Source organism: Janibacter sp. RAF52 (assembly GCF_052114035.1).
Classification (GTDB): domain Bacteria; phylum Actinomycetota; class Actinomycetes; order Actinomycetales; family Dermatophilaceae; genus Janibacter; species Janibacter hoylei.
This window is the reverse complement of sequence record NZ_JBFRDY010000003.1, coordinates 373,664-386,464: the sequence shown is the minus strand read 5'-3', so window position 1 is coordinate 386,464 and position 12,801 is coordinate 373,664. Positions and strand designations below refer to the sequence as shown.

Below are 12,801 nucleotides of genomic sequence, written 5' to 3'. Positions count from 1 at the left end.
AGGCTGACCGGTACCCGTCCGGACCACCTGCGGAGGACCCCGTGCCCGTGCCGCCGCTCACCTCACGGCAGCGTGCCGAGGCCCTCGCCCGCGCCGCGGCCGCGCGCCGTTCGCGGGCCGATCTGCAGCAGCGACTCAAGCACGGCAGCGTCGGCCTCGAAGAGGTGCTGCGCGCCGGCGGCGACGACCCCGCGGTGGCGCGGATGCGCGTTGTGACCCTCGTCGAGTCGCTCCCGGGGGTGGGGCCCGCTACCGCTGCCCGGGTCATGGAAGAGTTGGGCATCGCGTCCTCACGCCGCGTCCGCGGCCTGGGACCACGTCAGCGCACCGCACTCCTCGAGAGGTTCACCCGGGTATGAGCTCCCCCCGACTGACCGTCCTCGCCGGCCCCACCGCCGTGGGCAAGGGCACCGTGGCCGCCTGGATCCGCGAGCACCAGCCCGAGGTCTGGCTCTCGGTGTCGGCGACGACCCGGCCGGCTCGACCCGGCGAGGTCGACGGCGTCCACTACCACTTCATGTCGGGCGACGACTTCGCCGACATGGTCACCCGCGGCGAGATGCTCGAGTGGGCCGTCGTCCACGGCCGGGCCTCCTACGGCACCCCGAGGGGGCCGGTCCAGGACGCACTGGCCGACGGGCGGCTGCCGCTCCTGGAGATCGACCTGCAGGGCGCCCGACAGGTGCGGGCCTCGATGCCGGAGGCCAGGTTCGTCTTCCTGGCCCCGCCGTCCTGGGACGAGCTGGTGGGTCGTCTGGAGGGGCGGGGGACCGAGACGGCCGAGGAGCGAGCGGTCCGGCTGGAGACCGCAAAGGTCGAGCTGGCGGCGCAGAACGAGTTCGACCACATCATCGTCAACGACGACATTCGTCGTGCGGCGGAGGAACTCGTATCATTGATGAGATCCGACTGACCCCGACGACAAGGACCACCTCGACGTGTCCGGCACCACGGCAAACCCCATCGGCATCACCAACCCGCCGATCGACGACCTCCTGACCAAGGCCGACAGCAAGTACGCCCTGGTCATCTACGGCGCCAAGCGTGCCCGTCAGATCAACGCGTACTACTCGCAGCTCCAGGAGGGTCTGCTCGAGTACATCGGCCCGCTGGTCGACGCGCAGGTCCACGACAAGCCGCTGTCGATCGCGCTGCGCGAGATCAACGAGGGCCTGCTCACCAAGGAGGTCAGCGCCGAGGGCGAGACCCCGGCGCCCGTCTCCGACGCGCCCGTCGCCGACGAGGCCTGACGGACTCCCTCCGTGCGCATCGTCCTCGGTGTCGGTGGCGGCATCGCCGCCTACAAGGCTGCCCTGCTGCTGCGCCTCTTCACCGAGGGCGGCCACGAGGTCACGGTCGTCCCGACCGATGCGGCGCTGCGCTTCGTCGGGTCGCCGACGTGGGAGGCTTTGTCGGGTCGCCCCGTCCAGACGGATGTATGGAGCAACATCACCGACGTCCCGCACGTGCGGATCGGTCAGGAGGCCGATCTCGTCGTCGTCGCGCCGACGACGGCGGACCTGCTCGCCAAGGCGGCCCACGGGCTGGCCGGTGACCTGCTGACCAATGTCCTGCTCACGGCCCGTTGCCCCGTCGTGCTGGCTCCGGCCATGCACACCGAGATGTGGGAGCACGCCGCGACGCGAGCCAATGTCGCGATCCTGCGCGAGCGCGGGGTCACCGTCGTCGAGCCGGCCTCCGGGCGGCTCACCGGGTCCGACACCGGCCCTGGGCGGCTGCCCGAGCCGGAGGCGATCCACGACGCCGCACTGGCAGCCCTCCAGAGCGATCGCCGCACCGGTGACGTCCCCAACGCGGGACAGGGCGATCTCGCCGGCCGTCGGGTGCTCATCAGCACGGGCGGGACCCGCGAGCCGCTCGACCCCGTGCGCTACCTCGGCAACCGGTCCTCCGGCAAGCAGGGCCTGGCCCTCGCGCAGGCCGCGGCCGACCGGGGGGCCCACGTCACGCTCGTCGCGGCCAACCTCGAGCTCCCCGTGCCCGCGGGCATCGAGGTCGTGCCCGTCGAGACCGCGCTCCACCTCCAGGGCGAGATGACCCGCCGGGCTCCCGACCACGACGTCGTCGTCATGGTGGCCGCCGTCGCCGATTTCCGCCCCGCCGAGTACGCCGCGAGCAAGATCAAGAAGACGCACGACCCGGCCGGACCCGACGCGGCACCGACGATCCAGCTCGTCCGCAACCCGGACGTCCTCGCCGGGCTCGTCGAGGCGCGCGGCTGCGCGACGTCGCCCGTCATCGTCGGCTTCGCCGCCGAGACCGGTGACGCCACCGGGTCGGTGCTCGAGCTGGGCCGCGCCAAGCTCGCCCGCAAGGGGTGCGACCTGCTCGTCGTCAACGAGGTCGGGGTCGACAAGACCTTCGGCGCCGACGACACGACGGTGCACGTGCTCCGCCGGGGCAGCGACGACGTCGTCGACATCGGCCCGGCGAGCAAGACCGAGGTGTCGCACGGCATCTGGGACGTCGTCGTGGGATCCGTCGTCGCCGACTGAGCCCGGGTGCTTAGACTGGCCGGGCCCTACCGGACGGTCACGTGGCCGTCCCTCGACGAACTTGGGAGTTCTGCGTGTCCGGACGTCTCTTCACCTCCGAGTCGGTGACCGAGGGTCACCCCGACAAGATCTGCGACCAGATTTCCGACTCGATCCTCGACGCGATGCTCGAGCAGGACCCGCGCAGCCGGGTCGCCGTCGAGACCATGGTGACCACTGGTCTCGTGCACATCGCGGGTGAGGTCTCCACCGAGTCCTACGTCGAGATCCCTCAGCTCGTGCGCAAGGTCATCGCCGAGGGCGTCGGCTACGACTCCTCCGACAAGGGCTTCGACGGCCGCTCCTGCGGCGTCTCCATCTCCATCGGCGCGCAGAGCCCCGACATCGCCCAGGGCGTCGACACGGCGTACGAAAACCGCACGGGCGGCGTCGACCCCAAGGACAAGCAGGGCGCCGGCGACCAGGGCCTGATGTTCGGCTACGCCTGCCAGGACACCCCCGAGCTCATGCCGCTGCCGATCTTCCTCGCTCACCGGCTCTCGCAGCGGCTCACCGAGGTGCGCAAGTCGGGCGAGCTCGACTACCTGCGCCCCGACGGCAAGACCCAGGTGACCATCGACTACGACGGTGACCGGGCCGTGCGTCTCGACACCGTCGTCCTGTCGACCCAGCACTCCGCCGAGATCGACCACGAGACGCAGCTGCCGGCCGACATCAAGGCGCACGTCTTCGAGCCGGTCATGGCCGCGCTCAAGGACTCCGGCGTCGAGCTCGACACGAGCAGCTACCGGACGCTGATCAACCCCACGGGCAAGTTCGTCATCGGCGGCCCCATGGGCGACGCCGGTCTGACCGGTCGCAAGATCATCGTCGACACCTACGGCGGCATGGCCCGCCACGGTGGCGGCGCCTTCTCCGGCAAGGACCCGTCGAAGGTCGACCGTTCGGCCGCCTACGCCATGCGCTGGGTCGCCAAGAACGTCGTCGCCGCCGGCCTCGCCGGTCGCTGCGAGGTCCAGGTCGCCTACGCGATCGGTGCGGCCCAGCCGGTCGGCCTCTACATCGAGACCTTCGGCACGGAGACGGTCCCGGTCGACAAGATCCAGGCCGCGGTCAACTCCGTCTTCGACCTGCGTCCGCTCGCGATCGTCGAGGAGCTCGACCTGCTCCGACCGATCTACGCGCCGACCGCCGCCTACGGCCACTTCGGTCGCACCGAGGCCGCCGGCTACGACAACCCCTTCCCGTGGGAGCAGACGACCAAGGTCGAGGCCCTGCAGGCCGCTGCTCGAGCCTGATCCACAGCCACCGGCCGGGCGGGGTGTCGCTGACACCCCGCCCGGTTAGGTTTGTCCGCGTGCGCGTCGCCCAGGTCCTCGTCGACTCGGGGCTGGTCCATCTCGACCGGCCCTTCGAGTACCTCGCGCCCGAGGACCTCGACGAGACCGCCCAGCCGGGCGTGCGGGTCAAGGTCCGCTTCGCCGGTCGCGATCTCGCCGGCTATGTCGTCGAGCGCAGCGACGTCGCCGAGCACACGGGGCGACTCGCCCCGATCCGCACCGTCGTCTCGCCGGAGCAGGTGCTCACCCCCCAGGTCCTCGAGCTGGCCCGGCGGGTCTCCCGCCACCAGGCCGGCACGGTGATGGACGTGCTGCGGCTGGCCATCCCGCCGCGGCACGCCCGAGCCGAAAAGGCGCTGCCACTCGAGCCGCCGGCGGACCCGCGCGACGAAGGGGGCATCCCCCCTTCGCCCGCAGGGGTGCCCGGGGTGTGGGCCGGCTACCGCGCCGGTGCGGCGTGGTGGTCACGGGTCGCGGCGGGGGAGTCACCGCGGGCGGCCTGGCTCGCCGCGCCCTCGCGGCCTACGGAGACCGACTGGCCCCGGGCCCTCGCCGAGGCCGCCCGGGCCGCCCTCCTGTCCGATCGGGGCGCGGTCCTCGTCGTGCCCGACCAGCGGGACGTCGCGCGGGTCGACTCGGCCCTGACGGAGGTGCTCGGACGCGACCAGCACGTCCGGCTGACCGCGGACCAGGGGCCGCAGGCGCGCTACACCGCGTGGCTCAAGGTGCTGCGCGGGCACGTCCGGGTCGTCGTCGGCACCCGTGCTGCTGCCTACGCCCCCGTGCGCGACCTCGGGCTCGTCGTGTGGTGGGACGACGGTGACGACCTCCACGAGGAGCCCCGGGCCCCGTACGCCCACGTCCGCGACGTCCTGCTCACGCGGGCCGAGGTCGAGGGCTGCGCCGTGCTCGGTGGTGGCCTCGCCATGTCCACCGACGTGGCGGCGCTCGTCGACGCCGGGCGGGTGCACCTCGTCGGCGGGTCGACCCCGCGACGCGAGGCGCCACGCGTCGTCGTCGCGGGAGAGGGCGTCGACGAGGAACGCGACGGGCCGGGATCCCGGGCCCACATCCCTTCGTCGGCCCACCGCGCCGCCTCCGCCGGGCTGCAGCACGGGCCGGTGCTCCTGCAGGTGCCGCGCCGCGGCTACCTGCCCGCGATGTCGTGCGCGACCTGCCGGGCACCCGCACGGTGCCCCGAGTGCCGTGGACCGCTCGCCCTGCCCGCACCCGACCAGGCGCCCCGCTGCGGGTGGTGCGGCACGAGCCCGCGCGGATTCGAGTGCCCGCACTGCGACGGCGACCGGCTGCGCGCCGGGATCATCGGTGCCCGGCGGACGGCGGAGGAGATCGGACGGTCCTTCCCCGGTACCCGGGTCATCACCTCGGGCGCAGGGGAGGTGCAGGAGGGGGTCGGCGCCGAGCCCGCCATCGTTGTCGCCACGCCCGGAGCGGAGCCCGTCGCCGACGGGGGGTACACCGCCGTGCTGCTGCTCGACGCCTGGGCCAGCCTCGACCGACCCGACCTGCGAGCGGGGGAGGAGGCGGTGCGCCGCTGGGTCACGGCCGCGGCACTGGCCCGTCCGTGGACCGACGGCGGGGTCGTCGTGCTCTGCGGAGCGCCGACGCACGCGACGATCCCGGCCGTCGAGGCCCTCGTGCGCTGGGACCCCGAATGGTTTGCGGCCCGCGAGATCGCCGAGCGGGCGGAGCTGTCGCTGCCGCCGACGACGTGGACCGCCGAGGTGGTGACCGACCGCCGCCGCATCGAGCCAATCGAGCACGCGGTCCGGGCCGCAGCGCCTGCCGCCCAGCTGCTCGGCCCGCTGCCGGTCACCGGGTCAGGGGACCGGCGCCGGCTCGTCATCACCGCGTCCTTCGCCGACGGACCACTCGTCGCGGCGGCGCTCAAGGACGTGCGCGCGGGGGAGAGCGCCCGCAAGGCGAGCGAGCTGACGTCGGTCAAGGTCGGGCACCTCACCCCGGGGTGAGCCGGGCGAGATGGACGGGCGCGGCCGGGCATCTAGACTGCGCCGGGTGCGACTGATCTTTGCCGGGACCCCCGAGGTCGCCGTCCCCTCCCTCCGTGCCCTGCTCGACTCCGACCACGAGGTCGTCGCCGTCGTCACCCGGCCCGATGCCCGGGTCGGGCGGGGCCGGCGCCTCGAGCCCTCCCCGGTCCGGGTCGTCGCCGAGGAGGCCGGCCTCGAGGTGCTCACGCCGACCAGGCCGACCGACGAGGACTTCGTCGCGCGGCTCACCGAGCTCGCGCCCGACTGCTGCCCGGTCGTCGCCTACGGGGCCCTGCTGCCCGCCGAGGTCCTCGACATCCCGACCCACGGCTGGGTCAACCTGCACTTCTCGCTGCTGCCCGCATGGCGTGGCGCGGCTCCCGCGCAGCGCGCCCTCATCGCCGGCGACGAGATCACCGGCGCCAGCACCTTCCTCATCGAGACCGGCCTCGACACCGGACCGGTCTTCGGCACGATGACCGAGCGGATCCGCCCCGACGACACCTCCGGGACCCTCCTCGACCGGCTCGCCGATGCCGGCGCACCTCTGCTCGTCGCGACGATGGACGGCATCGCCTCCGGCGATCTCGAGCCGCAGGCGCAGTCGGGCGACGGCATCAGCCACGCCGCGAAGCTCACCGTGGACGACGCCCGGATCGACTTCACCCACCCGGCCCTGGCCGTCGACCGGCTCGTGCGCGGGTGCACGCCGGCGCCGGGCGCCTGGACGACCTTCCGTGGGGAGCGGCTCAAGGTCGGACCCGTGACGGTCACCGACGAGAGCCTGCCCGCCGGCACCATCGAGGCCCGCAAGCGCGAGGTCCTCGTGGGGACCGCCGACCGGGCAGTCCGGCTCGGCGAGGTGACGCCCCTGGGCAAGAAGCCCATGCCGGCGGCCGACTGGGCCCGCGGGGTACGGATCGACGACGGCGAGCGCCTCGGGGAGGAGTCGGCATGAGCGAGCGACGAGAGGGCGGGCGCGGGCAGCGCGGCCAGGGTGGCCACCGCGGGCCCCGCCAGAAGTCCCGGACTGCACCCTCGGCACGCTCCCGTCAGGGCGACCTGCCGCGCAGCACCGCTCTGGGTGTGTTGCGGGCTGTCTCCCACGACGGTGCCTACGCCAACCTCGAGCTGCCCCGGGCCCTGCGGCGAGCGCGCCTGAGTGGCCGCGACGCCGGCTTCGCCACCGAGCTCACGTACGGCACCCTGCGGATGCAGGGGCTCTACGACGCGATCATCGCCGACGCGGCGCAGCGTCCGGTCGGCAAGCTCGACGGGGGAGTCCTCGACGTGCTGCGCATGGGCGCCCACCAGGTGCTCGGCATGCGGGTGCCCGAGCACGCCGCCGCCGACCAGTCGGTGGCGCTGGCCCGATCGGTCGCCGGTCAGGGGGCCGCCGGTCTCGTCAACGCCGTCATGCGGCGCATCGGCGAGCGCAGCCGCGACGAGTGGCTCGAGGTCGTCGTCCCGGCCGAGCCGGTCGCCGAGCGGCTGGCCATCGCCCAGTCGCACCCCGTGTGGGTCGTCAAGACGCTGCGGCAGGCCCTCATCGGTCACGGGATGACGACCCCCGACAGCGCGGACGCCGTGGTCGAGGAACTGCTCGCCGCGCACAACGTGCCGGCCGACGTCTCGCTCGTCGCCCGCCCCGGACTCGCCGAGGTCGACGAGCTGCTCGCCGCAGGTGCGCAGCCCGGGCGGTGGTCCCCCTTCGCCGTAGAGCTGGAGTCCGGCGCGCCCGGTGATCTCGACGCCGTCCGCGAGGGCCGTGCGGCCGTCCAGGACGAAGGGAGCCAGCTGCTCGCCCTGGCCCTGGCTGCCGCGCCGGTCACCCCGCGCGACGACGGCGCACCGGAGCGGTGGCTCGACCTGTGCGCCGGCCCCGGCGGCAAGGCCGGCCTGCTCGCCGCCCTCGCGCTGCGGCAGGGAGCCGACCTCGTCGCCAACGAGGTGAGCGAGCACCGCACCGAGCTGGTGCGGCAGAGCCTGCGCCCGGCGCTCGCCGCTGCCGGTGGGGCCGGCCGCGAGATCGTCGTGCGGACCGGTGACGGGCGTGAGGTCGGCACCGACGAGCCCGAGACTTACGACCGGGTGCTCGTCGACGCCCCGTGCACCGGCCTGGGGGCGCTGCGCCGCCGGCCCGAGGCCAGGTGGCGCCGTCAGCCCGGTGACCTCGCCGGGCTGGGTCCGCTCCAGCGGGACCTCCTGCGTGCCGGCATCGAGGCGACCCGTCCCGGCGGCGTCATCGCCTACGCGACGTGCAGCCCGCACCTGTCGGAGACGACCTTCGTCGTCCGCGACGTGCTCAAGAAGCGCGACGACGTCGAGGTGCTCGACGCCCGGGAGCTGCTCGCCGGCACGGCGCGTGCCGAGCTGACCGGCCTCGGCGACGGCCCGCACGCGCAGCTGTGGCCGCACGTGCACGGCACCGACGGCATGTTCCTCGCGATGCTGCGCAAGCGGGCCTGACGTGCGCGTCCTCGTCACCGGTCTCCACGTCACCGACGTCCGGCGGGCCCACGCCTTCTACACGCAGGTGCTCGGGCTGCGCGAGGTCCTCGTCGTGCCCGCGCACGACCTGTGCATCCTCGGCCCGAGCAGCGGGTGGGAGATGGGTGCGCAGATCAACCTCGAGCCGATCGAGGACGACGCGACCCGGGCCTGGTCCGAGCACCAGCTGCGCGCCGGGCTCGCCGCGCTCATGCTCGCCGTCGACGACGTCGAGCGCGAGTACCACCGGCTGCGTGACCGTGGCGACGTCGTCGTCCGCGAAGAGCTGACCCAGGACGTCATCGGACTGCACTTCCAGATCGAGGACGGCGTCGGCAACATCCTGTCCATCCACCAGGCCTGACCCACCACCACGAGGACCCCCGTGCAGATCTCCCCGAGCATCCTGTCCGCAGACTTCGCCAACCTCGAGTCCGAGCTGGGCGCGATCGGCAACGCCGACTGGGCGCACGTCGACGTCATGGACGCCCACTTCGTCCCCAACCTCACCCTCGGCCTGCCGATCGTCGAGTCGCTGCTCAAGGTGAGCCCGATCCCGATCGACTGCCACCTGATGATCGAGGACCCCGACCGGTGGGCCCCGCCGTACGCCGAGGCCGGTGCCCAGAGCGTCACCTTCCACATCGAGGCCGCCGCGGACCCGGTGACGCTCGCCCGCGACATCCGGGCCCAGGGGGCGCGTGCGTCGATGGCGATCAAGCCGGGGACCCCCTTCGCGCCCTACGAGGAACTGCTGCCCGAGCTCGACATGGTGCTCGTCATGACCGTCGAGCCGGGTTTCGGCGGGCAGTCCTTCATGGCCGACCAGATGCCCAAGGTCGCGCAGGTGCGTGAGGCCGTGCGCAGGCACGGCGGCGACATCTGGGTGCAGGTCGACGGGGGCGTCTCGGCGAAGACCATCGAGCAGTGCGCCGAGGCGGGTGCCGACGTCTTCGTCGCGGGGTCCGCCGTCTACGGCGCCGAGTCGGCCGCCGCCGCCGTCGACGAGCTGCGCGAGCTCGCCCGGGGGCACCAGCACTGACCTGGTGTCCGGCCCGCAACCGTCACTCGGGTGGTGGAGCGGACGGCGGTGGACGGGCAGGGCTCTGCGCAGTTGGGAGCGTCGGTGCCACCTAGTCCCCCCGCGCCTCCGAAGCCCTGCGGCGCGAGATAGCCAGCGGCCGCGCTCGACGAAGAGCTCGTCGCTATACGGCGTGGATCTCGACGCAGATGCCCGTGGCCACGTCGAGCGCGACGTCGTGAGCCTGCGGGTACCCGCGCCCCGGGACGAAGGAGGACCCCTCCTCGTCGTACACCAGCCGGTCGGCGACCTCGTTGTCGAGCAGCGCACAGCAGCTGCACCGCGTCCGCGACCACCCGCATGAGGTGCGGCCGGCAGATCCACGGCCCGACTCACGCGGCCACCGAATTGCCGAGCGGTGGGCTCCCTTCGCACAATGGTCGTGCACGTGCCACGTGACGCGGTGAAAATCCGCACCGGCGGTGAGAGCCCGCGACCCGACTGCTCCGGCAGGCGGTGAACTCCGGTCAAGAACCCCGGGGCCGACGGTGACAGTCCGGACGAGAGCGGCGCGTGCGGATCGGATCACCCATGTCCATCATCGAATGGATCTACGCGGCCGGCGTCGACATCGCCGGCTACCGGCTCTCCCTCATGGAGGTCATCGGCATCGGCTTCGGCCTGGCTTCCGCCGTCGGGGGGATGCTCCGCAAGGTGTGGGCCTGGCCCATCGGGATCGTCGGCAACGTCATCCTCTTCTTCGTCTACATCGGCATCACGATGGGAGTCGACGACAAGGCGCCCCTCTTCGGGCAGTCGGCCCGGCAGATCTTCTTCATCATCACCTCGCTCTACGGGTGGTGGCGCTGGCGGCAGGTCAAGCGCGAGCAGCACACGGGTGACGCCCACGCGATCACCCCCCGCTGGGCCAGTTGGGGCGAGCGCGCGGGGCTCGTGGTCACCATGGTGCTCGGCGTGGCCGTCGCCCAGCAGGTCTTCACGATGCTCGGTGCCGGTTGGCCCGCCCCGCGCTGGTACCACGTCGCGGACGCCTGGATCTTCATGGGCTCCCTGCTCGCGACCTACGCCATGGCGCGCGGCTGGAACGAGTTCTGGCTCATCTGGATCGGGGTCGACCTCGTCGGCGTGCCCCTGCTGTGGCACAGCGGCTACCTGCCGACGGCGGTGCTCTACGCCGTGTACGCCGCCTTCGTCCTCTACGGCTTCGTCGTGTGGCTGCGCGCCTCGCGCAGCGAGCGTCCGGACGCTGAACCCGCGAACTAGCTGCGGCCTGCGGCGAACTAGGCTGGTCTCCCGTGAAGACCTTCGAGACCCTCTTCGACGAACTCTCCCGCAAGGCCGCAGAGCGGCCCGCGGGCTCGGGCACCGTGGCGCAGCTCGATGCCGGGACCCATGCGATCGGCAAGAAGATCGTCGAGGAGGCCGCCGAGGTGTGGATGGCCGCCGAGTACGAGAGCAAGGAGGAGCTGGCCGAGGAGATCAGTCAGCTGCTCTACCACCTGCAGGTGCTCATGATCGACGGCGGGCTCACCGTCGACGACGTCTACACCCACCTCTGAGAGGACCGCTGTGCGCATCGCCGTGCCCAACAAGGGCTCCCTGTCCGAACCTGCCGTCGAGATGCTCCGCGAGGCGGGCTACCGGGTCCGCCGCGACAGCAAGGAGCTCATCGTCGCCGACCCGGACAACGACGTCGAGTTCTTCTACCTGCGCCCCCGCGACGTCGCGCTCTACGTCGGCAAGGGACAGGTCGACGCCGGCATCACCGGCCGCGACCTGCTGCTCGACTCCGGCTCGACCGCGACCGAGGTCATGGGTCTGGGCTTCGGTGGCTCGACCTTCCGTTTCGCCGGGCGCCCCGGCGAGGCGAGCGGAGCCGCCGACCTCGGCGGCCGTCGGGTCGCCACGTCCTATGCCGGCCTCGTGCGTGACCACCTCGCGGCGCAGGGGATCACCGCGGACGTCGTGCGCCTGGACGGCGCCGTCGAGACCGCGATCACCCTCGGGGTCGCCGATGCCATCGCCGACGTCGTCGAGACCGGGACGACCCTGCGGCAGCAGGGCCTAGAGGTCTTCGGCGAACCGATCCTGCGCAGCGAGGCCGTGCTCATCCGCCGCAGCGACGCCAGCGAGTCGGGCATCGACGTCCTCCACCGCCGCCTGACCGGAGTCGTCACCGCCCGTGAGTACGTGCTCCTCGACTACGACTGCCCGGCCGAGCTCGTCGAGCAGGCGGTGCAGCTGACGCCCGGTCTCGAGTCGCCGACGGTCAGCACCCTGCACGACGAGCGGTGGTGCGCGGTGCGCTCGATGGTCCCGCGCGCGCGGACCAACCGGATCATGGACGAGCTCTACGACCTCGGTGCCCGCGCCATCCTCGTCACCGAGATCAGCGCGTGCCGGCTGTGACCGCGCCCGACCGCGCCACCGCTGCCGCCTTCCGGCCCCGCCGTGGGCGGGTCGTCTCGGCCGTCATCGGCGTCGTGACGCTCGTCGGGGCCATCGCCCTGGCGGCGTCCCTGCCGGAGCGCTTCGGGATCATGGACCGGCTGACCTGCGCGGGCATCGGGGTCGCGGTGGCGGTCTTCATGAGTCGCTTCGCGACGATCCACGCCCGCCCGACCGCCGAGGGTCTGTACGTCCGCAACCTCGGCCCGGGGGAGCTCGTCCCCTGGGAGTCCATGACCGCGGTCCGCTTCTCGCAGGGGATGCCGTGGCCGCGCATCGACCTCGGTGACGATCTCGACGTCGCCGTCATGGCGATCCAACGCTCCGACGGGCCGCAGTCCGTCGACGAGGCTCAGCGGCTGGCCGACCTCATCGGTCGCTGACCTCGTCGGACGGGTCCGCTCCGCCCAGGACCAGGTGTGCCCGCGACGAGGTCCCGTCGGCCCCGAAGACGGCCTCCTCCTGGGCGGCCCACATGTCCCAGTGGCCCGCGAAGAGCGCACCATCCCGGGCGATGGCACGCTCCCGACGCAGCCCGGCGGGCGCGTCGAGCCACACCCGCGTCCCGGCGAAGGGGGCAGCCGCCCCCACGCTCGCGCCGCAGCCCTCGACGACGAGTCGGTCATCTACGGTCAGGGGCAGCGCCGGTCCGGGCCGGTCGGCGAGCCAGTCCCATGTCGGGACGACGGGCCCGGCGCCGCGGGAGAGTGGCTCGAGGACGTGCTCGACGAGCAGGTCGGTGCCGGCCGCGAGCCCCGACCAGCCGGGGTAGATCGAGTCCATCGACACCAGCGGTGCGCCCCACGCGGTGGCGACCCGGCGCCCGAGCGAGGTCTTGCCCGAGCCGCTGCGGCCGTCGATGGCCACGACGTGCACCCGGCCGCACGACGGTGGTGCGGTGGCGGCATGGTCGAGGACCTGGCGAAGGGCGGACACCGCACGGAGCGTAGCGG

The 12,801-nt window shown here is 72.9% G+C and carries 15 protein-coding genes and 1 riboswitch; of the genes, 14 read left to right on the top strand and 1 reads right to left on the bottom strand.

The window, feature by feature from the left end:
• The first annotated feature begins 41 nt into the window (after nt 1–41).
• The 14 genes from mihF to AB4Y78_RS06305 all read left to right on the top strand — a co-directional run bounded on the left by mihF (nt 42) and on the right by AB4Y78_RS06305 (nt 12,231).
• Nucleotides 42–359, top strand: a complete 318-nt coding sequence (gene mihF / locus AB4Y78_RS06370) for an integration host factor, actinobacterial type (RefSeq protein WP_441714781.1) — start codon at nt 42–44, stop codon at nt 357–359.
• Nucleotides 356–913: a guanylate kinase gene (gmk, locus tag AB4Y78_RS06365; RefSeq protein WP_387356168.1), complete on the top strand. Its 558-nt coding sequence runs from the start codon at nt 356–358 to the stop codon at nt 911–913. The genes mihF and gmk overlap by 4 nt, the downstream gene beginning before the upstream one ends.
• A 25-nt stretch (nt 914–938) precedes the next feature.
• Nucleotides 939–1,250, top strand: a complete 312-nt coding sequence (rpoZ, locus tag AB4Y78_RS06360; RefSeq protein ID WP_441714783.1) for a DNA-directed RNA polymerase subunit omega — start codon at nt 939–941, stop codon at nt 1,248–1,250.
• A 12-nt stretch (nt 1,251–1,262) separates the two neighbouring features.
• On the top strand, nt 1,263–2,516 hold the full coding sequence (gene coaBC / locus AB4Y78_RS06355) for a bifunctional phosphopantothenoylcysteine decarboxylase/phosphopantothenate--cysteine ligase CoaBC (RefSeq protein ID WP_441714785.1): 1,254 nt from the start codon (nt 1,263–1,265) through the stop codon (nt 2,514–2,516).
• Between the two features lie 74 nt (nt 2,517–2,590).
• Complete coding sequence (gene metK, locus AB4Y78_RS06350; protein ID WP_007928302.1) at nt 2,591–3,814, top strand: methionine adenosyltransferase; 1,224 nt, start codon at nt 2,591–2,593, stop codon at nt 3,812–3,814.
• Nucleotides 3,815–3,873: 59 nt separating this feature from the next.
• Nucleotides 3,874–5,847 carry a primosome assembly protein PriA gene (locus AB4Y78_RS06345; RefSeq protein WP_441714788.1) on the top strand — a complete coding sequence of 658 codons (1,974 nt, stop codon included), beginning with the start codon at nt 3,874–3,876 and terminating at the stop codon, nt 5,845–5,847.
• Between the two features lie 46 nt (nt 5,848–5,893).
• Nucleotides 5,894–6,826, top strand: coding sequence for a methionyl-tRNA formyltransferase (gene fmt, locus AB4Y78_RS06340; RefSeq protein ID WP_441714790.1), 933 nt, complete (start codon nt 5,894–5,896; stop codon nt 6,824–6,826).
• Entirely contained in the window at nt 6,823–8,337 is a 1,515-nt protein-coding gene (locus AB4Y78_RS06335; protein ID WP_441714792.1) for an RsmB/NOP family class I SAM-dependent RNA methyltransferase, read from the top strand. Before fmt ends, AB4Y78_RS06335 begins: the two co-directional genes overlap by 4 nt.
• Nucleotide 8,338: 1 nt before the next feature.
• Nucleotides 8,339–8,722, top strand: coding sequence for a VOC family protein (locus AB4Y78_RS06330; protein WP_007928308.1), 384 nt, complete (start codon nt 8,339–8,341; stop codon nt 8,720–8,722).
• A gap of 21 nt (nt 8,723–8,743) precedes the next feature.
• Entirely contained in the window at nt 8,744–9,400 is a 657-nt protein-coding gene (rpe, locus tag AB4Y78_RS06325; protein WP_007928309.1) for a ribulose-phosphate 3-epimerase, read from the top strand.
• 424 nt (nt 9,401–9,824) lie between these two features.
• Nucleotides 9,825–9,955, top strand: a riboswitch (FMN riboswitch).
• A 15-nt stretch (nt 9,956–9,970) separates the two neighbouring features.
• A complete protein-coding gene (gene pnuC, locus AB4Y78_RS06320; RefSeq protein WP_441714794.1) occupies nt 9,971–10,663 on the top strand; it encodes a nicotinamide riboside transporter PnuC in 693 nt (230 codons plus the stop codon).
• Nucleotides 10,664–10,695: 32 nt separating this feature from the next.
• Nucleotides 10,696–10,959, top strand: coding sequence for a phosphoribosyl-ATP diphosphatase (locus tag AB4Y78_RS06315; RefSeq protein ID WP_007928313.1), 264 nt, complete (start codon nt 10,696–10,698; stop codon nt 10,957–10,959).
• 10 nt (nt 10,960–10,969) lie between these two features.
• Nucleotides 10,970–11,809, top strand: a complete 840-nt coding sequence (gene hisG, locus AB4Y78_RS06310; RefSeq protein WP_441736960.1) for an ATP phosphoribosyltransferase — start codon at nt 10,970–10,972, stop codon at nt 11,807–11,809.
• A complete protein-coding gene (locus AB4Y78_RS06305; RefSeq protein WP_259909433.1) occupies nt 11,797–12,231 on the top strand; it encodes a PH domain-containing protein in 435 nt (144 codons plus the stop codon). Before hisG ends, AB4Y78_RS06305 begins: the two co-directional genes overlap by 13 nt.
• Here the strand turns inward: AB4Y78_RS06305 and AB4Y78_RS06300 are convergent.
• Nucleotides 12,218–12,784, bottom strand: a complete 567-nt coding sequence (locus tag AB4Y78_RS06300; protein ID WP_441714799.1) for a hypothetical protein — start codon at nt 12,782–12,784, stop codon at nt 12,218–12,220. The genes AB4Y78_RS06305 and AB4Y78_RS06300 overlap by 14 nt on opposite strands.
• Between the last annotated feature and the right edge of the window lie 17 nt (nt 12,785–12,801).